This window comes from Streptococcus mitis (assembly GCF_023109235.1).
Classification (GTDB): domain Bacteria; phylum Bacillota; class Bacilli; order Lactobacillales; family Streptococcaceae; genus Streptococcus; species Streptococcus mitis_DA.
The window spans coordinates 228,007-251,590 of the sequence record NZ_JALDUC010000002.1; the positions used below are offsets into that span (position 1 = coordinate 228,007).

The 23,584-nt window shown below is 38.7% G+C and carries 18 protein-coding genes; 1 reads left to right on the top strand and 17 read right to left on the bottom strand.

All coding sequences use genetic code 11. From position 1 onward, the window contains the following. The 7 genes from M1F55_RS02420 to M1F55_RS02450 all read right to left on the bottom strand — a co-directional run. Positions 1 to 5,218: YSIRK-type signal peptide-containing protein (locus tag M1F55_RS02420; protein WP_247947200.1), on the bottom strand; the 5,218-nt coding region annotated here is incomplete at its 3' end. A gap of 458 nt (positions 5,219 to 5,676) precedes the next feature. Continuing rightward, entirely contained in the window at positions 5,677 to 6,516 is an 840-nt protein-coding gene (locus tag M1F55_RS02425) for an amino acid ABC transporter substrate-binding protein (protein WP_247947201.1), read from the bottom strand. A gap of 9 nt (positions 6,517 to 6,525) precedes the next feature. Further along, a complete protein-coding gene (locus M1F55_RS02430) occupies positions 6,526 to 7,155 on the bottom strand; it encodes an amino acid ABC transporter ATP-binding protein (RefSeq protein ID WP_247947202.1) in 630 nt (209 codons plus the stop codon). 9 nt (positions 7,156 to 7,164) lie between these two features. After that, positions 7,165 to 7,806, bottom strand: coding sequence for an amino acid ABC transporter permease (locus M1F55_RS02435; RefSeq protein ID WP_247947203.1), 642 nt, complete (start codon positions 7,804 to 7,806; stop codon positions 7,165 to 7,167). Positions 7,807 to 7,947: 141 nt separating this feature from the next. Next, entirely contained in the window at positions 7,948 to 9,177 is a 1,230-nt protein-coding gene (locus M1F55_RS02440; protein WP_247947204.1) for a tetratricopeptide repeat protein, read from the bottom strand. Further along, positions 9,167 to 10,333, bottom strand: coding sequence for an AI-2E family transporter (locus M1F55_RS02445; protein ID WP_084928374.1), 1,167 nt, complete (start codon positions 10,331 to 10,333; stop codon positions 9,167 to 9,169). The genes M1F55_RS02440 and M1F55_RS02445 overlap by 11 nt, the downstream gene beginning before the upstream one ends. 117 nt (positions 10,334 to 10,450) lie before the next feature. Next, complete coding sequence (locus M1F55_RS02450; RefSeq protein ID WP_247947205.1) at positions 10,451 to 12,433, bottom strand: peptide ABC transporter substrate-binding protein; 1,983 nt, start codon at positions 12,431 to 12,433, stop codon at positions 10,451 to 10,453. Between the two features lie 197 nt (positions 12,434 to 12,630). Between M1F55_RS02450 and M1F55_RS02455 the strand changes: the two genes are divergently transcribed. Continuing rightward, on the top strand, positions 12,631 to 13,644 hold the full coding sequence (locus M1F55_RS02455; RefSeq protein ID WP_247947206.1) for a lactonase family protein: 1,014 nt from the start codon (positions 12,631 to 12,633) through the stop codon (positions 13,642 to 13,644). A gap of 44 nt (positions 13,645 to 13,688) precedes the next feature. Here the strand turns inward: M1F55_RS02455 and M1F55_RS02460 are convergent, their stop codons facing one another. The 10 genes from M1F55_RS02460 to guaA all read right to left on the bottom strand — a co-directional run bounded on the left by M1F55_RS02460 (position 13,689) and on the right by guaA (position 23,543). Beyond that, positions 13,689 to 14,108 (bottom strand): F0F1 ATP synthase subunit epsilon, encoded by a 420-nt coding sequence (locus M1F55_RS02460; RefSeq protein ID WP_000068037.1) that lies wholly within the window; start codon positions 14,106 to 14,108, stop codon positions 13,689 to 13,691. Positions 14,109 to 14,118: 10 nt separating this feature from the next. Beyond that, the gene (gene atpD / locus M1F55_RS02465; RefSeq protein ID WP_000094357.1) at positions 14,119 to 15,525 is read right to left on the bottom strand and encodes a F0F1 ATP synthase subunit beta; all 1,407 of its coding nucleotides are present in this window, start codon (positions 15,523 to 15,525) and stop codon (positions 14,119 to 14,121) included. Between the two features lie 85 nt (positions 15,526 to 15,610). Then, positions 15,611 to 16,489, bottom strand: a complete 879-nt coding sequence (locus M1F55_RS02470) for a F0F1 ATP synthase subunit gamma (protein ID WP_000301224.1) — start codon at positions 16,487 to 16,489, stop codon at positions 15,611 to 15,613. A gap of 15 nt (positions 16,490 to 16,504) precedes the next feature. Beyond that, entirely contained in the window at positions 16,505 to 18,010 is a 1,506-nt protein-coding gene (gene atpA / locus M1F55_RS02475) for a F0F1 ATP synthase subunit alpha (protein ID WP_000996632.1), read from the bottom strand. A gap of 14 nt (positions 18,011 to 18,024) precedes the next feature. Beyond that, positions 18,025 to 18,561, bottom strand: a complete 537-nt coding sequence (locus tag M1F55_RS02480) for a F0F1 ATP synthase subunit delta (protein WP_000359020.1) — start codon at positions 18,559 to 18,561, stop codon at positions 18,025 to 18,027. Further along, complete coding sequence (atpF, locus tag M1F55_RS02485; RefSeq protein ID WP_020902744.1) at positions 18,561 to 19,055, bottom strand: F0F1 ATP synthase subunit B; 495 nt, start codon at positions 19,053 to 19,055, stop codon at positions 18,561 to 18,563. The genes M1F55_RS02480 and atpF overlap by 1 nt, the downstream gene beginning before the upstream one ends. A 13-nt stretch (positions 19,056 to 19,068) precedes the next feature. Next, positions 19,069 to 19,779, bottom strand: a complete 711-nt coding sequence (atpB, locus tag M1F55_RS02490) for a F0F1 ATP synthase subunit A (RefSeq protein WP_247947207.1) — start codon at positions 19,777 to 19,779, stop codon at positions 19,069 to 19,071. Positions 19,780 to 19,813: 34 nt separating this feature from the next. After that, positions 19,814 to 20,014, bottom strand: coding sequence for a F0F1 ATP synthase subunit C (locus tag M1F55_RS02495; protein ID WP_001054560.1), 201 nt, complete (start codon positions 20,012 to 20,014; stop codon positions 19,814 to 19,816). Between the two features lie 313 nt (positions 20,015 to 20,327). Next, positions 20,328 to 21,614, bottom strand: a complete 1,287-nt coding sequence (locus M1F55_RS02500; protein ID WP_247947208.1) for a peptidase U32 family protein — start codon at positions 21,612 to 21,614, stop codon at positions 20,328 to 20,330. Positions 21,615 to 21,980: 366 nt separating this feature from the next. Next, entirely contained in the window at positions 21,981 to 23,543 is a 1,563-nt protein-coding gene (guaA, locus tag M1F55_RS02505) for a glutamine-hydrolyzing GMP synthase (protein WP_000065712.1), read from the bottom strand. Between the last annotated feature and the right edge of the window lie 41 nt (positions 23,544 to 23,584).

The window sequence follows — 23,584 nt, forward strand, 5'->3', positions numbered from 1 at the left end:
TGCCACCTTCTGGAATTTTAATTCCTTTGGTGTAATCCTCTGGCGTTAACGGAGTATTCGTTACTGGCGTTTCAATTGGTGTTGGTTTAGCTTCTACCACCTTAATCGTTGCCGGAACTTCAACTAATACATTTCCATTTTTATCTTTTACAACAACCGTTACTGGTTTATCCCCAACAGTTGTTGCATCAAATGGTTCTTTTTGTCCTTCTGGAACTTTGTATTCAAATGTTGAACCTTCTGGATAATCACTTGGAGTAATACTGTCTCTTGCTTGAGGTTTCTCAGTTGGATTTACAGGAATTAATTGTTCTTTACCTTCCACTACTTTAACCTTAGCTGGAACTTCTACAAGTTTATCTTCTCCGTCTTTTGCTTCTACAATAACATCTTTTTCTCCTGGTGTTGTTGTATCGACTGGAGTTTTATAGTTGAATGTTACTCCATCTGGGTATTGTTCTGGATCAATACTCTTAGAAGCATCTGGTTGCGGTTTACTTGGATCTGCTACTACGTATTGTGTTTTAGGTTCTACAACCATTACTTTTGCAGGAATTTTCGCAATGACTTCATCTCCAATTTTCGCTACTACTACAACATCTTTTTCTCCTGGTGTTGTTGTGTCTACAGGAGATTCATAACTAAATTCAGTATCTTTAGGGAATGCTTTAGGATCGATACTTCCTACCACATTTGGTTGTTTCTTATCTTTGTCTACTGGTACAAATTGTGGATAACTTTCTACCACACGTACAGTTGCCGGTACTTCTGCAATAGGATTACCATCTTTGTCTTTTACAATGACATTGACTGTATAATCACCAGGTTTTGTAGTATCTACCGGAGTATTTGGATTATATTCAAATGTTGAACCATCTGGATATTCTGTTTTGTCGATACTGTTTTCTGGATTTGGTTGTTTATTATTTTCATCCACTGGAACTATTTGTGGAACTCCCTCTACAACAGTAACAGGAACTTTAACAACAGTTTTCTTTTCTTCTCCATCAACCGTATATTTCACAGTCACATTTACATCCGTATCATCTGACAAATCTGGATTTTCTACATTTTCATCAATACTTACATTTGTAACATTTGCTGGAAGTTTTCCTTTAAATGTACCATCTGCAATAGCTTCTTTGGCTTTAGCAAGAGCTTTTTCTTTTGCTTTTTCCTTGTCGCTATCTTTGGCAACAAAAATTCCTTTTGGTGTTGGTTTTGGTAAAACTGTTACTTTAACTTTCACGGGTTCTGTTAAAGTTTCTCCATTTTGATCCGTATAAGTTACTGGAACAGTTACTTCTTTGACACCTGGTTTAGCTGTAATATCGTCAGCAATGGCAGGTTCACCTTTTGTCCCTTCTGTTGTTACAGCACCTTTCACATCATCTTTAGTAACTTTATCACCTTCAAACACTACTACTGGTTTTGGTGTTGAACTTACTACTTTAACTGGTACATTAATTGTGTCTTCACCAACTACATTACCTTTATCATCTTTATATAATACTTTTACAGGAACTGTATCTTTATCCCCATTTGAATCTGTTTTTGGCAATGTGTAAGAAGTTTCTCTTTCATCTAATGATGCAGTAATTCCATCTGGTAGGTTTGTTAATTTACTTACAGCTTCAGTTGCTTTTGCTTTTACAGCATCTGTTAAAGCATTTTCATCAGTATCTTTCAGTACTGTTACACCTGTTGGTGTTGCTTTGGGCAATACTTTAACTGGAACATCTACAGTTTCATCCCCTGTTGGATATTTAACAGTTGCTTTAACGTTTAAGTCAGTTGCTCCTACTTTAACTTTATCTGTAGGAACATCTTTATTGATGTCAGCTTCAGTTACAGGGGTTAAGTTTCCACCTTTATCAGGTGTAATTGCTTCATTAACATCTGCTGGTTTTGGTTGAGTTCCTTCTAATGTATATACCGTTTTTGTTTCTGAACCTAATACATTAATTGTTACTGGAATTGTCGTATTGTATGTTTTTCCTTCTACTATATAATTTGCTGGAACATTTACAATACCTTTATTTGTACCTTTTTCATTTGTTAGAGTTTCTGCTACGGCTTCTGTTATATCACCAACTGTAACTGTTGCTCCTGTTGGTAATTTCCCAGTGAAGTCTGTTGCTTTTGTTAAAGTTTGTGCTTTTGCTTTAGCAACTTCTTTAACTTTATCTACTGAAGCTCCTTTATGAACTTGTACTTCACCAGTTGCTTTTGGTAATACCAACACAGGAACTGTTACTGTTTCATTAATATTTGTACCATTTGAATCATGAGTTACCGTTGTTGGAATTTTTAATCCTGCTTCTCCAGCTTTTCCTGTCGTACTAAAAACATCTGCTTCATTAGGATTATTCACAACTCCCGCTTTAGTATCGATTGTAGCCGGAGTAACTGAAGATTTAACTTGATCATTTGTAATCTTATCACCTTCAAATACTACTAACTTATCTGTAGTTGATTTTACAACATTTACTTCGATATCTACAGTATTTTTATAATTTTTTCCATCTCGACTATGAACTACTGGCACTTTTATAACACCGGCATTCTCTTTCGCTACGTCAGTAGCAACAACTCCCGTAGACGTTCCTTGAACATCTAGAGTAGCCGTAGCACTAGTTTCATCCAGTTTTCTCTTGTATTCTTCTGATTCAATCTTTTCTTTCGCTTTTAATTTAGATAGCTCCTTGATCTTATCTAAACTAGTTCCGACTGGAACAGTGATTTTATCAACATCAGTAAGTGAATCGATATACAAGGTCTTTTTATATTTGTAGTTCGGTTCATTTGAATATTTAAGACTTGGAGCATTAACATTTTCTGGAACATCATAAAAATTGGAATCATTATTTCCATATTTATGGAGAACATTTCCCAAACTATCATCTCCTGGAAATCCATTTTGACCTGAAACTTCAAAGGTAGAACTACCCACATAATCTGCTGTTGTTTTAAATGGAATTTTAACAATAAAGTCTGATTTACGATTATCTCCAGCTACAATCTCTCTTCTTGAAGAATCAACAAGAAAACTTAGCTCTGACTTAATTTTATCAAATCTAAAATCACTTGTCCATGTATTATTTAGTTCCCAAGCACCCTGTCCACTAGCTTGGTTTAAATCTAACGTTTTCCCATTGGCATTTAAAGTTCCCAATACTACACCTTTTGGAACTTTAATCGTTACTTTATATTTTGTTTGGAATCCAGTGATAGACGCTCCACCTAAGTTTCGTATGTTTAAATCAATTGTTCCTGTTTGTTTTTTACCATATATAGTATCATCGGTAAACCCATATTTCCCAGATTTCTTTTCACTAGTGATATTTGTTGAAATATTAACGGCTGGACCTGTAGCAATCCCGATACCTCCAATGATATAACCATCTTCGATAGGGTTATTGCCAAGTGTTTTGTTGGTTTGTCCTGGACTTCCTGCTTCAACGGTCACACGAACCTTAGTAGTTCCTTCTGGGATATGAACAGCTCTTAATAAGTTACGCCAACCATTTCCGACACTGCTAGGATTTTGTTCAAACTCATTTTTTGAGTTTCCATTTTTACGATTCAATTCCGTTAGTTTTTGACCAGTATAAGCATCTACTATTGTTAATTTAACATTTTCTCCTTCTGATGTTAGAGCAAGTGGTCCATAAGCTCCATTATGTAAAACATTCACAAAGAGCAGAGAGTTAGGGTTAACATCCACATCTCGATAAATTCCATTACCTTTCTTCCCTAACTCTAAGTAATAGTCTCTATCAACCCTTCCTAATCCCACTTTTTTCATGTCCTCTGCAGAAATTAACCCAGATAACATACCACCACCTGCATTAGGTCTATTTTGTCCACCAGTGGCTGTTACTTTATCATTATTGCTATATAACTTAGCAGGTTTCGGAGTGTAGTTTTGGTTAGGTTGAGGGGTGATATTGGTAGGGGATTCTCCTTTTACTAGAGTCACCTTTTCTGTATTATTTGTTAATTTCCAACCATTTAGCTTGGTTCCATCTGCTGCCTGTTCTCTGGTAAGTTCTAGTTCCTTCCAATGATATTTAGCTGAACCAACAATCGGACTATTAGTAGCCGGACCTAATTGTTGAGGCCCACTATCTTTTTGTTTACTAATAGCACTAGAGAAGTTCTGTTCACCAAAACCTTCCTTTAAATTTGCAAAAACACCTGTTTCATTATTATTCCCAAATCTAACAGCATTATTATTGATTGGTGCACCCCAATCAACTTTACCTAATCGGTAATAAAGAAGAGTATCTTTTTGAGCTTTTAGTTTTTGGAGAACAGCATGCTTTTCTTTTTCGGTTGTTAGATTAGCTACTTCGTTATAAATAGTTTCTGACTTAACCTTAATCTCATTCAAAAGTTCAACAAATTCTTTATTTATCTTCCCCTTTCCCTTTGCTTCCTCAGTAGAGATTTTATCCGTAAGTTTTGTAATTTCAGCTTGTAATTCTTGTTTAGCTTTTGTCAGTTCATCCTCTGATACTCCTGCTACATCTGCAAGCGGAGTTTCTTGAGCAGCTGCCTCTCTAAACCCACTTTCCCCATTTCCAGGAATCGCTTGTCCATTTCTTGGATCTTGGTTCTTGTTTACTTTTTCTTCTTCTGTTACTTCTGATTTGATACTGTTTAAAATGACAAGGCTACTTGAAAGTTGTTTAGCCAGTGCATCTACTTTTGCCTGTGTTTTTGTATCATCGTTCAAAAGTTCTTTTGCTTTATGAACCAAATTTTTAGCATCATCAATGACTGATTTTGTTTTCTTACCTTCGGTTAACTGACTTAATCGACTTTCAACTTTAGCCACTAAATCTTCTAACGATGCGGTATTAATATCAGCTTTTTCTGTCACTACAGTTGGAGTTTCAACTTCACTGGCTTGTTTGTCAGTAGCAGATTCTTTTACAGAAGTATTATTTTGTCCCTCGGCCACTTTAGCAGTAGCAGATACTTGTCCAGCAACTTCCTTAGAGGGGTCTGGGGACTTACCATTTAGATTTTGAACTTCTGTAGACTCTGGATTAGTTACTGGTTCAGCTGCTTGGACGCTTCCTCCACCAAGGAAAAACAAGCCAGTAGCTACAGCCACACTAGCCGCACCAAAACTAACCTTACGGATACTGTAACGTGTGAATTTCTCCACTTGCGATTGGCGAACATGACGCACTTTGGGTTTAAACATTTTCTTACTCCTTTTCCCCGATAACTATCGGTTAATATACTTAAGGAAGCTAAATAAAAAGCCCCCCCTAAAATATTTTTGTACATTTTAAAAGGTTATAACTTATTATACTCTTTTTAAAATAACAAATCAAGCAATTTCAGGTATAGTCTCTAAAGTAATTTCATAAGCTCCTATTCGCGGTAAGCCCTTACAAAAAATAAAATTTATATTACTTTAGAGATTTTCTATATTATTTGATTATTTATATAATTTGATTATAAAAAGGAATTTTCTAATATTTTTTATTACGTCTTCATTGAGTTTTAGCTATAGATAAGGGATTACAGAATGAAGCTAGATGCACAAGATCTACCCAAAATAGCTAAAAAATTTAGAAGTTGCTATAGCTTTATAAAATAAAATCTATAAAAAAACAAAGCCCAGTTTTAAAAACAAAACTAGGCTTGCTATTGATTTTATTTTCCTTCTTTTACTTCTTTGGTTGCTACATCTTCTCCAAACCATTTTTGGCTGATTTTCAGGAACTTGCCTTCTTGGTATAGTTCGATTAAGGCCTGGTTTAATGCTGTTAATAATCTTTTATCAGCTGGCCTAACTCCGACTGCAAAGGATTCACTTTCAAATCCTGCTGAAAAGACATTGTATTCATTTAATATACCCTCAGACTGGAGATAGTAATTAGCATACACTCGGTCAATCAACAAGGCATCAATACGGTCATTTTTCAAATCAATCAAGGCTTCATTGAAACTCTGGTACTGATTAGCCTTCTGGTCTTTGACACGATTTTTCAGTAAATCTGGCTGGGCTTCAAAGTCTAAATAACCAGAGGAACCGGCTTGGGCTCCCAAGGTCTTATCCTTCATATCCTCTACTGAACGAATTTGCTGGCTTTTCTTCGTAACCAGAACCTGCTGATTTTCCATATATGGAATGCTAAAGGCAACTTTCTCTCGGCGTTCATCAGTGGCAGAATAGCCATTCCAGATGGCATCTATGGTTCCGTTTTGCAGTTCTGTCTCCTTCATATCCCAGTCGATTGGTTGAAATTGAACCTTAAAACCTAATTTTTCAGAGACAGCTTGTGCTAAGTCAATATCAAAGCCTGTATATTGGCCATTCTTTTCTTCAAAACCCATGGGTACAAAGGTATTGTCAAAACCAATAGTAATGGTCCCCTGCTCTTGATATTTATCCCAGTTATCCTGCTTTGGATCACTAGCCTTTTGAGTACAAGCTGTTAAAAAAAGAGTCAGGAGAGAAACCAATACTAAAGCAATTTTCTTATTAGTCATTGGCACCTCCTACTTGGGCTCAACCTTGAGAATCTGATCTGCGATATTTTCAGCGAATTGTAAATCGTGGGTAACCACAATCTGCGTCATCCCAAGTTCCCTATTTTGCAAGATCAATTTTTCCACTTCCAAGCGCAATTCTGGATCCAGAGCAGAAGTTGGTTCATCGTAGCCAATGATTTCTGGGTCAATCATCATGGCACGCGCCAAGGACACACGCTGCTTTTGCCCACCAGATAGTGAGAAGGGATAGGCTTCTGCATGGCTAGCCAGTCCTAATTGTTCCAAAAGCCCTCGCGCCTTCTTCTCAGCTTCTTGCTGCCTTATTCCCATAGTTTTTACAGGAGATAAGGTCAAATTGTCTAGAACGGATAAATGAGAGAACAGTTGAAAATCTTGAAATACAAATCCCAGTAGATTCCGCTTCTCCAGTTCATCCAGTTCTAAAGGTTCTCCATTATAAAAGATTTGGCCTGAATCAATGGTTTCCAGACCTGCAAGCATACGTAAGAGGGTTGTCTTACCTCCACCAGAAGGTCCAACGATAGCCAGGATTTGCTTTTCAGGAATTTTTAGACTGAAATTAGATAAAATTTGCTTTTCACCAAAGCATTTATTGATATTTCGTAATTCTAACATGGCAGCCTCCTATCTATAGTAACTGTACTTCTTCTCAACTTTTTTGGCAAGAATGGTCACAATACCAATCAAAATCAAGTAAATGGCTCCTGCCAAAAACATTGGAACCAGACTAGCATCACGGTTTGCAGCTGTGCGACTAGCCAAGATAAGATCTGAAATTCCTAGAGCATAGACCAGAGAAGTATCCTTGACCAAACTCATAACCTCATTAAAGACACTAGGAAGAACGATCTTGGTCACTTGGGGCAAAATAATATAGCGCACTGTGGCAAAATGACTGAACTTCAAGACCTTAGCAGCCTCATATTGACCTTTAGGAATGGTATCAATCCCTCCACGGAAAATTTCAGCAAAGTAAGCCGCATAATTCAAAACAAAGGCAATGATAGCCGCAGGAAGGCGATATAAACGGATCCCAATACTTGGTAGCACATAATAGATAAAAATCAATTGCAAAAGCAAGGGTGTGCCCCGCATGATCCAGATATAAATGTTAATAAGATGATGGAGGAGCTTCCAATGGACTTGCAAGGCAAAGGCAATTAAAACGCCCAAGGGAATAGAAAAAATCAAGACCAGCACAAAAACCTGTAAAGTCATGCTTGCACCGCTCAATAAACTCGGTAATATCTCAAACAAATAAGACATACTGACACCTCCTAAAAATAATTGTTCCTATTATAGCATAAATAAACAAAATAACCAAGAATTTTTGTAAAAAAATTCTCTTTAAAAAAGAAAAACTATATCTATCAAAAATGATTAGATACAGTTTTTAAAAATATATTCTTACAATCTCTCATACAGTTCTTGCATTTGCACATCATCTGGAACCAGTTTTAAGTAAGTTTGAGCATTGACTTTTGCTTCCTCAAAGTAGCCCAATTCACGCAAGAGATAGATATAGTGTTCCAGAAATTCGGGATTGTCTTTCAAATCTCCTGCCAACTCTTGGTAAAGCTCATAGGCAGTATCCAAATCGTCCATCTCTTGATAGGAACGAGCAATCATCCACTTGGTCAAAAGATTTTCTGGCTCATCACTTTGTAAGTCTAGAATGTCCTCATAACGTTCCTGTTCTAGATAAATAGTTGCTAAACGGAGTAAAATTTCTTCTGTATCCTCAGCATCTTCTTTAGCAGTAAGGAGGTAGTTCTCTGCACCACTAGCATCATGCAATTCATAAGAAAATTGTGAAGCTGCTAACAAGAGTCTTGTTTCAAAAGGATTTTTCTCCAAACCTTGCTTAGCAATACGCAGGGCTTCTTGAACCTGATGTTCCTTATGCAAGGCCTGACTATAACCATACTCATAGCCTTCAAAGTCAGGTGAAATGGTATCAAGCTGCTTAAAGTAGAGGACAGCTTTTTGGTATTCTTCTTGATCAAAGTAAAGACTGGCTAACTCAAAAGCTGTTAGGTCATCGTATTCTAACTCCAGGGCTTTTTCTAAAAACTCTGTAGCTGTTTCAAATTTCCCTAACTGGGCATAGGCAAAGCCAATCCGTTGATAGGTAGAAATGCCTGTTTGCTCATAAATAGTACGATTATCTAACTGGGCATAGCCTTGAATAGCTTCTTGGTAATTTTCCAACTCACTATCCAACTCTGCCAAACCCAATATCAAGAGAGGATTTTCTGAGTAAGTCAAGGCCTCCAATAATTTCTCACGCGCCACATCTGTCAAACCTTCCAACTGGTATAGGTCTGCCTTCAGAGCCAAAGCAGAAACATACCAGTCACTGTCAGCTTGGATTTCCTCTAGATAGGCAAAGGCTTCTTCGATTTGACCATCCTCGCTAGCAATAGATGCTAGATTAAGATGAACCTCTGGAAAGTCCTCTACGATTTTCAGGTAAATTTCCTTGGCCTGAGGATAAAAACCAATCCCTTCAAGATAAGTAGCTAACTCATACAGAAGGTCATTTGGATCATTTTCTAAAGCTTTAACGAAATAGTGCTCTGCCTTAACTAAATCTTGCTCTTCCAAAGCCTGTAACATCTGTTGACTATTGTTCACTCTTAGCTTCCTCTCCCTCTAGTTCATATAGGCCACTAACTATCTTATACCATTCAAAAATCGCTGAAATGACAACCTTTGCAGAGGCATAAACCGGAATACCGAGCAAGACTCCCCAGATACCAAACATGGATCCTGAAGTTAACAAGACAAAGAGAACATTAATGGGATGGATATTTAATTGACTTCCCAAAATCAATGGAGAGACAAAACGGCCTTCAATAGTTTGTTCTACGATAAAGACAATCACTACTTTCAAAAGCATGACTGGACCAGCAATCAAACCCAATACTAGAGCAGGGAGCATGGCTAAGAAGCTACCAAGATAAGGAACCAGGTTTAGAATACCAGCAGTAACACCCAGCGTAACCGCATAGCGTAGACCAATGATCTTGAAGAAGATCATAAACATTACCGCAACAATAATAGCCACTGTCACTTGCCCTCGAACATAGTTGGACAACTGCTGATTCACATCTGATAAAACTTGTCCAACAGGTTCTTTCAATTTCGTTGGCATGAATTGGGTCAAATAGTGACGCAGGCCTTTCCCATCACGTAAGAGATAAAAGAGCATGAAAGGAACAATAATCAAGGCAACAATCACTTGAGAAGCCCCGCTAATAAAGGCGCTCACCCAGTTGACTGCCTGAGAAGAAACTTTACTTGCCCAAACTGTAGCCTGACTTGAGAAGTTTGTCAAAACTTGCTCTAACTGAGGTCTGAAATCATCTGGTAAACGCTTAGTTACCAAATCATCAATAACTCGATCAGCATCTTCGAGGTAGATTGGTACATTTCTTGCAAATGTTAAAACTTGACGTTGCAGATTTGGAATAGCGACTGCCAAGCCCCAAATGATAAAGAGAGCAATGATGACAAAGACAATACTAATCGCTATAACACGATTGATTTTGTGTTTCTCCATCCAATCAACAATAGGATTCAATAAATAGTATAGTAAACCAGATAGAATGACTGGCAACATCACGACTGCCAAAAAGTCTAAAACAGGTGAAAATAAGAAACTAATCTTGCTTAAAATAAACAGATTGAGTCCCAATAATAAGGTTACCAAAAATACCGTAATGGCCTTGTTATCCAAAAACCACTTGAAAAACCAAGATAGGCTAAAATGTTTCTCTTTTTGCTCCATAAATACTTCCTTTCTATTGTTCTCTCATTATACCATTTTTAAATCAAAATAACTCTTTTTTAAAGTGCTTACATGGAGACAGCAACATAAAAAATCTCCTCAAAAGAGGAGATTCGATTAGTCTTGAATATGACGGTCTAAGTTCTTCTGATAATCAGCATTGGATTTGGCTTTTTCATCAGCAAATTTCTTGCGGAACTCATCCATTTCTTTAGTAGTGACAATCTTATCTTGGATTTTCAGATACTTGTAGCTATTTTCACTAGTCTTGTCACCTACCCAGCCACCGGCACCACTGCCAGGAACCATTTTCGTCACTAGCATTTGAGCACCATCAGAGTATACTGGAATAACAAGTGCACTATCTGACAACCAAGCTTGAGCCTTAGAATATTTGGAATAACGTTTTTGAAGGTCTGTTTTCTCACTATTTGCATCATCAATCAGTTCTTTGTATTTATCCAATCCAACTGTTTTAATAACTGGATTGTCTGTTCCTGGTGCCACACCAAGAGCACTTAGGAGACTTGGACCTGAAGTTGGATCAAATACATCTAGATAAGTCGATGGATCAGCAAAGTCTGGAGTCCAACCACTGACTGCATTAATATCCCAGTCAGTATTTGCATTGGAAGTAGCTAGAGTAGTCATACTTCCCAATTCGTCATCAGAAACTTGTTGAATATCAACAACTACATTGTCAGAGCCTAAGGCTTCCTCAATGGATTGTTTATAAGACTGAACCTGACGAATAAAATCTGGATTTGATGAAGAAATTGGCAAATCTAAATGAATTGGGAACTGTACTCCTTCAGCTTGAAGGGTTTTCTTAGCAGCTTCAAACTTAGCTTTGGCTTTATCTACACTATGTAGTGAATCTTGGGCATCATCAAGACTGACATCTTTCCAGACATTATCCAATTTATCCAATTCTGTCTTAGTAACTTGACCAAATGTTTGATCTCCTACTTGAACAAATGTTGGAGGAGTGAAACTTGTCCGTAACTTACGAGGTCCTACTTCATCACCAAATACTTGAGAGATCCCTGCTTTACGATCTACCGCAAAAGCCAAGGCTTGACGGAAATCTTTGTTTAACAAGGCTTTCTTAGTAGAAGTTTTTTCTGCATCACTTGTTTTAGCAGTGTGATTGTAATTTACACGGTCGATATTAGTAGACATATAGAATACGCCACCTCTTTGTTGACTGTATACAATATTATCCTTGTACTTTTCTTTTAGACGTTCATAGTTGGCAGAGTTTTTAAAGAGAGGTGCAGCTGGATAGTGTCCCTCATCAAAACCGCGTCCTAGAGAGTCTGCATCTTGACCATCAAAGAAGGATAACTTGATATCATCAATAAAGACATTTTGTTTATCCCAGTAGTTTTGATTTTTGGTCATTTCGATAGAAGACTTAGATGTAAGACCTTTGAGGAGATAAGGCCCATTGTAGAGAATGCTCGTTACATCCGTTGGTTTACCAAAGTCATCTCCTTTAGAAGCTAAAAAGTCTTCATTAACTGGTGCAAGGACTCCCATTGTTGTTTTTGAATTCCAGAAAGATTCTGGATGATTCAAAGTATAGACTACAGTATAATCGTCAGTTGCTTTTACCCCAACACTAGAAAAATCTGTTGTTTTCCCATTTACATAGTCATCCAATCCTTTGATAGAATCCTGTACGAGATAAAGAGCCTGTGATTTCTTATCTGCTGCATGTTTCAGACCAGTTACAAAGTCCTGAGCCTTGACTTCACCATACTCTTCCCCCTCATTGGTATACCATTTGACTCCCTGACGGATTTTATAGGTATAGGTTAAACCATCTTTGGAAACAGTCCAATCTTCTGCAACTGATGGAACTAAATTTCCATATTGATCATTTTCTAGTAATCCGTCAATAACATTACCTGTAATCTGTTTAGTGCTGACATTCCCAGAAACTGTATAATCCAAAGTAACAGGATCTGATGTAAACACATAAGCATAAGTCACTGGCTTAGTAGCATCCTTATTACCATTACCAGATGAACACGCTGCTAGAACGGCAGTAGACAAAACTGCAATTCCAGTCGCTAAAAAAACTCGTTTTTTCATAGTAAGGACTCCTTTAAACATTTTATGAATTCATTATAGCACTTTTAAGAAGAAAAGTAAGGAAAACAATCTCAATGCTATTATATTTTTTAAAAAAACAATCAATTATTTTTTTAAAGTGCTTACATCTAATTGGATGTCTTTAATTGGCTTGTTTTTGTGATATAATAGTCTTATCTTTACACAGAGGTATAGTAATGAAAGAAACTGTTTATTTTGGAACTTATACACGTCGTACTTCCCAAGGGATTTACATGGCAGACTTTGATACAGAAACTGGTCAGCTTTCAAATCTAGAACTTTTTGCTACTGAGCCAAGTCCAACCTACCTTGCCTTTGACCAGCATCAACATTTATACACTGTTGGTAGTCAAGACGATAAGGGTGGAATTGCAGCCTATCAAACTGACGGGACTTTACTAAATCATGTCGTTGAAGAGGGAGCCCCCCACTGTTATGTTGCCGTTGATGAAGAGCGTGATTTGGTTTACGCAGCAAACTACCACAAGGGACAGGTCCTTGTTTATAAACGTCAGGAAAATGGCAGTCTTCTACTTAGAGATGTGGATCAACACAGTGGGCAAGGTCCACATGAAAATCAAGCTTCTCCACATGTTCACTATACAGATTTAACACCTGACCACTATCTAGTGACCTGCGACTTGGGTACTGACCAAGTAATTACTTATGATCTTGATTCAGAAGGAAAATTATCTAAGCTCTATACCTATCATAGCCAGCCAGGAGCAGGCTCACGCCATATTATTTTCCATAACCATTATAAAATCGCTTATCTCATTTGTGAACTCAATAGCACTATCGAAGTTCTAATCTACGATGGTGTTGGCGAATTTGAACGCATGCAAGTCATTTCAACTCTACCAGACGGTTATGAAGGCTTTAATGGTACTGCTGCTATTCGTCTTTCTAAAGATGGTAAATACCTCTACGCCTCTAATCGTGGTCATGATTCTATCGCAGTATATACAATTCTTGCGGATGGAAGCTTAGAGTTGTTAGAAATTGTTCCGACACATGGTCAGACTCCACGTGATTTTGATTTGACACCAGATCAAGAATTCCTTATTGCTGTCCATCAGGACTCTAACAATGCAACCGTCTTTAAACGCAACTCTGAAACTGGACGTCTAGCAGAACTTTCTAATGACTTCCATGTCCCAGAAGCAGTCTGCATCAGTTTTGCCCCTTAAGAAAACATAAAAAATGAACTTGGTAACTCAAGTTCATTTTTTTCTTATAGTCTATTTCCGACATTAATACGGTTAATGGCACGTTGCAGTGCAATCTTCGCACGACGTTCTTGGTCAATCAAGTGTTTGTCTTGTGCTTCTTCAATTTCACGCTCTGCTCGAAGTTTGGCACGTTCTGCACGACTAACGTCGATATCACGAGCACGTTCTGCAGAGTCAGCAACAATTGTGATAACGCCATTGGCAACTTCGATAACACCTCCGTTCACTGCAATCCAGTTCACGTGATTTTCATCATCTACACGTTTAACCTTAACCTCATCAACTGCTAAAACTGCAATCATATTTTCATGTCGTGGCAAGATTCCCATCTCACCATCCAGAGTTCGAACTGATACAAAGCTGGCATGGTGATCATAGACGAGACCATCTGGTGTCACGATCTGGACAGTTAACTGAGCCATAGATCACCTCTTAAAATCCCATTTTTTCAGCTTTTGCAATCACATCTTCGATAGAACCTACACCACGGAAGGCATCTTCTGGCAAGTGGTCGTGTTTACCATCAAGGATTTCCTTAAAGCCACGAACAGTTTCAGCAACTGGAACATAAGAACCTGGCTGACCAGTGAATTGTTCCGCAACGTTGAAGTTTTGTGACAAGAAGAACTGGATACGACGGGCACGAGCAACCAAGGTCTTTTCTTCATCAGAAAGCTCATCCATACCAAGGATAGCAATGATATCTTGCAATTCATGGTAACGTTGAAGAACGCGTTTTACTTCAGCAGCAACTGCATAGTGCTCTTCTCCAACGATTTCAGGTGCCAAGGCACGTGAGCTTGAAGCAAGTGGGTCAACGGCTGGGTAGATACCCAATTGTACCAACTTACGTTCCAAGTTAGTTGTTGAGTCCAAGTGAGCGAAGGCTGTTGCTGGCGCTGGGTCAGTATAGTCATCCGCTGGCACATAGATAGCCTGGATAGAGGTTACAGAACCCTTCTTGGTTGATGTGATACGCTCTTGCAATTGACCCATTTCCGTAGCAAGTGTTGGTTGGTAACCAACGGCTGATGGCATACGACCCAAAAGGGCAGATACTTCAGAACCAGCCTGAGTGAAACGGAAGATATTATCGATAAAGAGAAGCACGTCTTGTCCTTCTACATCACGGAAGTATTCGGCGATTGTCAAACCAGTAAGGGCAACACGCATACGTGCTCCTGGCGGCTCATTCATCTGACCAAATACCATGGCTGTTTTCTCGATAACACCTGATTCTTTCATTTCCCAGTAAAGGTCATTACCCTCACGAGTACGTTCCCCAACACCGGTAAATACTGAAATACCACCGTGTTCTTGGGCAATGTTGTGAATCAATTCTTGGATTAAGACGGTTTTACCAACTCCGGCACCACCGAAAAGTCCAACCTTTCCACCTTTAAGGTAAGGGGCAAGAAGGTCGATAACCTTAATCCCTGTTTCAAGGATTTCAGAAGAGGTAGACAATTCATCAAAAGTTGGAGCTTTTTTATGAATTGGCTGACGCTCTGCATCTTCTGTAAAAGGAGCTTCCAAGTCAATGGTATCTCCCAAAACATTGAAGACACGTCCCAAAGTTTCTTTACCTACTGGTACAGAGATTGGACGACCTGTGTCCAATACTTCCATTCCACGAGTCAAACCATCTGTTGATTCCATGGCGATAGTACGGACCATACCATCTCCCAACTCCAAGGCTACTTCAAGGACGATTTTTGTTTTTCTTTCGTCATTTTTGTAGACGACAAGTGCATTGTTAATCTCAGGAAGTTTTTCCCCTGCTGCAAACAAGACGTCTACAACGGGACCGATAACCTGAGCAATTTTACCTGAACTCATCTCCTTCTCCTATTCTATATAAGATACTGTCGGTTCCTAGTTTAACTAGGTCCTAAGTTCATTTTCATACGAGCTGGACTAGAGCCTATTCTAAGGCACTAGCTCCTGCTACGATTTCTGTAATTTCTTGTGTAATCGCCGCCTGTCTGGCACGGTTATACTGAATTGTCAAATCATTAATGACTTTCTTAGCATTATCTGTCGCTGTTTGCATGGCGGTCATACCCGCAGCATTTTCAGCTGTCTTAGCATCGATAATAGCACCATAAATCATACTTTCTGCAAACTGAGGCAACAACTGCTCCAAAATTTCTTCTCGGCTAGTTTCCAATTCAAAGGTCAAGCTGTAACTATCATCTGCTTCATTTGGATCCAAGTCAACAATTGGAAGCATTTGTTCCACACGCATTTGACTGGTTAGCGTATTGACATGGTGGTTATAGCAGACATAGAGTTCATCAAAAAGTTCATTTTGGTACATTTCAACAGTTTTTGAAATAATCTTACGAACTTCATCAAAGCTTGGTTGATCTGCCAAGCCACGTAGTTCATAAAGTGGTTGAATACCACGAGCTTTAAAGAAATCAGCTCCCATTCCACCAATACAGATCATTTCAAAACCTTTACCGTCTGGATGGTATTCTTCTTTCAGCTCCATAACGGCTTTCAGAATAGAAGAATTATAACCTCCAACCAAACCTCGGTCTGAAGTAATGACGATATAGCCTGTCTTCTTAACTGGACGACTAATCAACATCGGATTGGTTGAACTGCCAGCTCCATTCCCATGAAGAATATCCGTCAAAAGTTTACGAACTTTCTGAGCATAAACTTGGAAGTTGCGAGCAGCTTCTTCAGAACGCCCTAGCTTAGCAGCTGATACCATCTGCATGGCATTAGTGATTTGACTCGTATTTTTTGTTGAGGCGATTTTTGTTTTAATATCATTTAGAGATACTGCCATCTGACACCTCTATTCTTATTGGAAGCTGGTTTGATTGAGAAACTCTGTAATCGCAGCATCCAAGACTGCTTCTTCTGGCAAGTCTTTTGTATCACGAATGGTTTCCAAAATCTCTGGATGTTGAGCATCAAAGAAGGCATGGAACTCTTCCTCGAAACGAACAATATCATCTACTGGAACAGTATCCAAGAAACCATGTGTCAAAGCATAGAGAATGGTTACTTGTTTCTCAACAGGTAATGGTTTGTGAACAGGTTGTTTCAAGACTTCAACTGTACGACGTCCACGGTTCAACTTAGCCTGTGTTGCCGCATCCAAGTCAGAACCAAACTTAGTGAAGGCTTCCAACTCACGGTATGAAGCAAGGTCGATACGAAGTGTACCAGCAACCTTTTTCATGGCTTTGATTTGTGCAGAACCACCTACACGAGATACAGATGAACCCGCATCGATGGCTGGACGAATACCCGCATTGAAGAGACCATCACCAAGGAAGATTTGTCCATCAGTGATTGAAATCACGTTGGTTGCGATATAGGCAGAGATATCTCCTGCTTGTGTCTCGATAAATGGTAGGGCAGTAATTGATCCACCACCAAGTTCATCAGAAACTTTAGCTGAGCGCTCAAGCAAACGGCTGTGAAGGTAGAAAACATCCCCTGGGAAAGCTTCACGACCTGGAGGACGACGAAGCAAGAGTGACAGTTCACGATAAGCTACCGCTTGTTTTGATAAATCATCATAAACGATCAAAACATGCTTACCTTGGTACATAAATTCTTCCGCCATGGCAACCCCAGCATAAGGAGCTAGGAAAAGCAATGGAGATGGTTGTGAAGCAGAGGCTGTCACAACGATTGTGTAGTCCAAGGCACCGTACTGACGTAGTGTTTCTACTTGCGTACGAACTGTTGATTCTTTTTGTCCAATCGCTACGTAGATACAGATCATATCTTGACCTTTTTGGTTCAAGATTGTATCAATCGCAATGGTTGTTTTCCCTGTCTGACGGTCACCGATAATCAACTCACGTTGACCACGACCAATCGGTACAAGGGCGTCAATAGCTTTCAAACCAGTTTGCAATGGTTCTGATACAGACTTACGTTGCATAACACCAGGAGCTGGTGCTTCTACTGGACGAGTTTTATCAGTGTAGATTTCTCCAAGACCGTCAACTGGACGACCAAGCGGATCCACAACACGACCAATCAGACTTTCACCTACTGGGACTTCCATGATTTTCCCTGTACGGCGGATTGTATCGCCTTCACGGATATCTGTAAAGTCACCTAGGATGATAATACCAACGTCTGTTGACTCCAAGTTTTGAGCCATACCATAAGAGCCGTTTTCAAAAATCAACAACTCTCCACTCATGGCATTTTCAAGGCCGTGAGCACGCGCGATACCGTCCCCGATATAGGTTACAACACCAGTTTCAGTCACATCAAAATTGGGTTTGAAATTTTCAATTTGTTGCTTAATTAAAGCGCTGATTTCTTGTGCGTTAATTGCCAAAAGAACACCACTTTCTATTTCAAATTTTCTTTAACAACTTTAAGTTGTTGTTTAATACTCACATCAATTGTCTTGTGATTGGCAAAAATGACAAAACCACCAATAAGACTTTCATCGATTTGTTCTTTTACACTCCTTACTTTAAGAGACATTTTTTTCTCAATCAAAGGGAGCAAGCGACTCTTCTGTTCATCAGTTAAAGGATGAGCTGAAGTAATCGTCACTTCAAATCGATTTGTTTCTTTTTCAAGTCGGTTCAAGCAATCTACAAGAATATCATAAAAAAGATTTGCTCTGTGATTGTAGATAAGAACCTGGATAAAGTTTTGCAATAAAGGTGACACTGAATCTTGGAAGAAAGTAATTGTTTTTTCCTTGTCAGACTCGTCTACTGCCACTTTTTTTAAAAAAGAAGGTAAGGCTGTTTCTTCAGCAACTTGCTTGATTTGAGCTAAGTCTGAAAAGATACGGTCTTCTTCTCCTTTTTCTATAACCAATTGGACAAAAGGCATGCTGTATTTTTCAATTACCTTTACTGTTTTCTTGTCCATTAAGCTTCTCCTAACTGATCGATATACTGATCAATAAGTTCTTTATGGGCATGACCGTCAAGGTTTTGTGAGATGATTTTACCAGCCAAGCTGATTGTCAAATCTGCTACCTCACCCTTAACGCTTTGTAAAGCTTCAGCTTTATTTTGAGCAATTTCTTGGTTCGCTTTTTCTTTCAAGCGTCCTGCTTCTAGCTTAGCATCTGCTAAAATACTAGCTTTACTTTTCTCAGCTGTTTCTTTCGCATTCTCGATGATTGTCTTAGCTTCTTTACGGCTACCAGCCAATTCATCTTCGCGTTTTTGAGCCAATACTTCTGCTTTTTGACGTGCTTGTTCAGCTCCGTCAATATCTGCTGCAATTTTTTCTGCTCTTTGTTCGAAAATGCTAGCCAAATTTGACCAAGCATATTTCTTAACCAAGACTAGCAAGAGAATAAAGGAACCAGCGATTAGTATAAAATCACCAAGTAATTCACCTACTGTTACATTCATAAACTACTCCTTTCTATTCTTCATCATTAATTTTATTTCCTAGGTACATTGAAGATAACAATGTAAATACATATGCTTGTACACAAGAAATAAAAACAGAAAATGCAGTCCAGATTAGATTTGTTCCAAAAGCAATAGGATACCAATAGAAGGCCTGATGAGAAAGTAGGACTAACATACTTGCCATCACTTCCCCTGCAAAGATATTACCAAAGACCCGCAATGCAAGTGAAAGGAGATTGGTAACTTCTTCCAAGAGATTCATTGGTGTCATAAAACCTGGTGTTACAAATGCTTTTAAATACTTTTTGATTCCACGACGACGAATTCCTTCTACGTGAGTCATTAAGATAATTGTAAAAGACAAGACCAAGTCAAATGACAAATTTGCTGTTGGTGAGGTCCAAAGATTTAAACCATCTGTAGTCTGAATTCTAGCCATTAAGCCAATATTATTTGCAATGGCCATAAATAGGAATAAACAGAAATAAAAGAGAGAATAATCCTTTATCATTGGACCAAGGTTTGATTTTGTAAATCCAACAACAAAATCAAATAAATACTCTAATACATTTTGTTTTCCTGTGGGTCTCAAAGTCATATTTCGAGTTGCCCAATAAATAAAGCCAAAAATAAGTGCTACAGTCAACAAAGTCAAAACTACTATGGTTAAATTAAAGGTAACAGGACCAATATTGATGGTTGGATTAATACTTTCTTCCATCTAAAATCCTCCCTTTTTTCAATTTATACTTCTTTTATTTGATGATAAATGAAAAGACAAGAGTAACGAAGAAAGTACCTTCAATAAAGGCAACCCCTAGGATCATCAAACTACGTAGTTCTGAGATGATATCTGGTTGGCGAGCAACTGATTTCAACAAACCGTTCATCAACATACCTTCACCAAGAGATACACCCATACAGGCAAGACATAGACCGAAAAATGTTAAATTCATGACGAATTCTCCTTTTAATTAAAATTTACTTACTTAGTTTAGTCCTAAAAATTGGATTTGTCAACTTTTTACTTACGTTGAAAGCGTTTAATGAAAATTATTTACAATTTTACTATTTTTTAGCTTATTATATAGAAAACTTTGGAAAAAACTTGTAATAAATCCGTCTATTATCTAGGTCTTTCTGAAAAATAATGAAAAATCCGAGATGAAATCTCGGATGGAAATTAATATATTTTCTTTAACCTAAGGTTCTTTAGTAAGTAGGATTAAAGGGAAAGCAACTAGAAAGCTTTCGTCTCCTACATGTTTATTAAGCACGCACTGTGACGCTGGTGCCATCTTCCTTATAAAGATTGATGAGACCTTCTTTAAGAGCTCGAACCATGTCTCCAACTTGAACAGGTTGTGGGACTTTGATTGTCAAGAGTTCCATTGGATTTGGAGCGCGGTCTATTTTATTGCCTTTGGCATCATGTAAATTTTCGATATACGTTTCAAAATGACGGAAACCTGGGCCATAAAACTCAACTTGGTCTCCTTCGTTAATAACGTTCCGTTGACGAATAGTTGCTGTTTGTGTCGCATCATCATAAGAAACCACTTCAGCAACAAACTTGTACTCAGGAATTTTACGACGAGCACCAAATAACTGCTCATTTTCAGATGGTGTACCGTAGTAGAAACCTGTTGCTAATTCACGTTGGGCAACCTTCCACATCTCATCAATCAAGTCTTGCTTGATAGCTTCAAACTTCTCTGGACTCTCTAGATAAGCATCAACAGCCGCCTTATAACAGTTAGTTACTGTTGAAACATAGTGAATAGACTTCATGCGTCCTTCGATCTTCAGACTGTCCACACCGTTTTCAATCATATCTGGGATATGGTCAATCATAGACATATCAACGGCTGACATTGAAAATTCTTCAGGAATTTCACCTTTAAGACTCTTACGTTCCTTCCCAAATGGCATATCGTAAAGGTCGTACTTCCAACGGCAAGACTGAGAGCAACCACCACGGTTAGCATCACGCATACTCATGTGATTTGAAAGCGTACAGCGACCTGAGTAGGAAATACACATAGCTCCATGAACAAAGGCTTCAATCTCAACGTCTGTACGTTTGCGAATTTCTGCCAATTCTTCCATTGAAACCTCACGCGCCAAAACGACACGAGTCAAGCCCAGTTCTTTCCAGAACTCAAGAGTTTCATAGTTAGTTGCACTTGCTTGGGTAGAGAGGTGGATTTCAAGACCTGGTGCTTCAGTCGCTGCAATCATGATCAAGGCTGGGTCAGATACGATAACTGCAGCGATTCCGATATCACGTAGTTTACGGAACCACTCACCAGCACCAGCTTCATTTCCTTCGTGCATAACCATATTGGCAGCTACATAGACTTTGGCACCGTACTTGGCCGCAAACTGGACACCTTCTTCCATCTGTTCGAAAGTAAAGTTACCTGCACGGCTACGAAGACCATAGGCCTGACCACCGATAAAGACAGCATCTGCCCCATACTGAACAGCTACTTTTAGCTTCTCTAAAGTCCCTGCAGGTGATAAAACCTCTGGACGTTTTAATGTTTTTGTCATGTTTTCTCCTATTTGCAATATAAAAGTTTGACGTTTTTCCTTCTCATTTTATAGTAAATAAGCCATAAAATCAAGCCTAGACAGATTGTTTTGACAATTCTAATCTTTTAATACTCTTCAAAAATCTCTTCAAACCAGGTCAGCTTCACCTTGGATTATATATTCGTCAGTCTTATCTACAACCTTAAAGTAGTGCTTTGAGCAACCTTCTGCTGCCTTCCTAGCTTGATCTTTGATTTTCATAATGGCTGATAAACTATCGAAAATTCACCCAGTTTTAACAAGTAATCAAAAATCTAGATAAAGTAAAAAACCAGTATTCAAAGATACTGGCTCGTTAAACTACATAAATTAGTCCTTAGATGACTATTCCCACTCAACTGTTGCAGGTGGTTTACTTGTAATATCGTAGACGATGCGGTTAACATGGTCTACTTCGTTTACGATACGTACAGAAATCTTTTGAAGAACTTCCCAAGGAATCTTTGCAAAGTCAGCAGTCATACCATCGATAGAGGTAATAGCACGGATTGCAATCGTATAGTCGTAAGTACGACCGTCACCCATAACACCAACTGAACGAACGCCTGTGTTAACTGTGAAGTATTGCCAGATATCGCGGTCAAGGCCAGCTTTAGCGATTTCCTCACGAAGAATAGCGTCTGATTCACGAACTGTTTCTAGCTTTTCTTCAGTGATTTCACCCATAACACGGATAGCAAGTCCTGGTCCTGGGAATGGTTGGCGCCATACGATATGGTCTGGCATACCAAGCTCTGTACCGAGGGCACGAACTTCGTCTTTATAGAGAGTGTTGAGTGGTTCGATCAATTCAAACTGCATGTCTTCTGGAAGACCACCCACGTTGTGGTGTGACTTGATAGTTTGAGCTGTATCCGTACCAGACTCGATAACATCTGTATATAAAGTACCTTGAGCAAGGAATTTCACATCTTTGAGCTTGCTTGCTTCGTCATCGAATACATAGACAAACTCATTACCGATAATTTTACGTTTTTGTTCTGGGTCAGAAACGCCAGCAAGTTTATCAAGGAAACGTTTAGCAGCGTCTGCTTTGACGATATTCAAACCAAACTTACCACCAAGCATGTCCATAACTTGGTCCGCTTCTCCTTTACGAAGAAGACCGTGGTCTACGAAAATACAGATCAATTGATCGCCAATCGCTTTTTGGAGAAGAACCCCAACGACAGATGAGTCAACCCCACCTGAAAGGCCAAGAAGGACACGTTTATCACCAACAGTTTCACGAATTTTTTGAATCTGCATATCAATGAAGTTATCCATTGACCAATCGCCTTTAGCCTTACAAATGTTAAGAGCAAAGTTACGAAGGATATCATTTCCGTATACAGAATGACGAACTTCTGGGTGGAATTGGATACCGTAAATGTGTTTATCTGGGTTTTCGATGGCTGCGTATGGGCAATCAGCTGATGTACCTGTACGAACAAAGTCGGCAGGAATCTCAGTAACTGCATCACCATGGCTCATCAAAACAGTCTGCTCATCAGGTGTTGATTCAAAAAGAGCTGATGGTGTGTGAGTTAGGGTTGATTGACCATATTCACGATTTCCAGCGTCACCTGCAGGAACAACTTTTCCTCCAAGTTTATGGGTCAATAACTGCATACCGTAACAAATTCCCAAAATAGGAATTCCGAGTTCGAAGATTTCTGGGTCAATATCGAATGAACCATCTTCATATACAGAGTTTGGACCACCTGAAAGGATGATTCCTACAGGGTTGATTTCACGAACTTCAGCAGCTGAAATTTTATGACTCTTTAGCTCTGAAAAAACACCAATCTCACGGATACGGCGGGAAATCAGCTGGTTGTATTGACTACCATAGTCCAATACGATGATTTTTTCTACATCTTGCAAATCAGTTGAAATGTTGCTCATCTTTTTCCTTTCTCAAAAGAAATATCTTTTTTCAATATTCT

Excerpts from the sequence above, each read along its gene's own strand:
- M1F55_RS02455 (WP_247947206.1), top strand. The coding sequence starts at position 12,631 with ATGAAAGAAACTGTTTATTTTGGAACTTATACACGTCGTACTTCCCAA.
- M1F55_RS02435 (WP_247947203.1), bottom strand. The coding sequence starts at position 7,806 with ATGTCTTATTTGTTTGAGATATTACCGAGTTTATTGAGCGGTGCAAGC.
- M1F55_RS02470 (WP_000301224.1), bottom strand. The coding sequence starts at position 16,489 with ATGGCAGTATCTCTAAATGATATTAAAACAAAAATCGCCTCAACAAAA.
- atpF (WP_020902744.1), bottom strand. The coding sequence starts at position 19,055 with ATGAATGTAACAGTAGGTGAATTACTTGGTGATTTTATACTAATCGCT.
- atpB (WP_247947207.1), bottom strand. The coding sequence starts at position 19,779 with ATGGAAGAAAGTATTAATCCAACCATCAATATTGGTCCTGTTACCTTT.
- guaA (WP_000065712.1), bottom strand. The coding sequence starts at position 23,543 with ATGAGCAACATTTCAACTGATTTGCAAGATGTAGAAAAAATCATCGTA.
- M1F55_RS02460 (WP_000068037.1), bottom strand. The coding sequence starts at position 14,108 with ATGGCTCAGTTAACTGTCCAGATCGTGACACCAGATGGTCTCGTCTAT.
- M1F55_RS02430 (WP_247947202.1), bottom strand. The coding sequence starts at position 7,155 with ATGTTAGAATTACGAAATATCAATAAATGCTTTGGTGAAAAGCAAATT.
- M1F55_RS02480 (WP_000359020.1), bottom strand. The coding sequence starts at position 18,561 with ATGGACAAGAAAACAGTAAAGGTAATTGAAAAATACAGCATGCCTTTT.
- atpD (WP_000094357.1), bottom strand. The coding sequence starts at position 15,525 with ATGAGTTCAGGTAAAATTGCTCAGGTTATCGGTCCCGTTGTAGACGTC.
- M1F55_RS02450 (WP_247947205.1), bottom strand. The coding sequence starts at position 12,433 with ATGAAAAAACGAGTTTTTTTAGCGACTGGAATTGCAGTTTTGTCTACT.
- M1F55_RS02445 (WP_084928374.1), bottom strand. The coding sequence starts at position 10,333 with ATGGAGCAAAAAGAGAAACATTTTAGCCTATCTTGGTTTTTCAAGTGG.
- M1F55_RS02425 (WP_247947201.1), bottom strand. The coding sequence starts at position 6,516 with ATGACTAATAAGAAAATTGCTTTAGTATTGGTTTCTCTCCTGACTCTT.
- M1F55_RS02495 (WP_001054560.1), bottom strand. The coding sequence starts at position 20,014 with ATGAATTTAACATTTTTCGGTCTATGTCTTGCCTGTATGGGTGTATCT.
- M1F55_RS02500 (WP_247947208.1), bottom strand. The coding sequence starts at position 21,614 with ATGACAAAAACATTAAAACGTCCAGAGGTTTTATCACCTGCAGGGACT.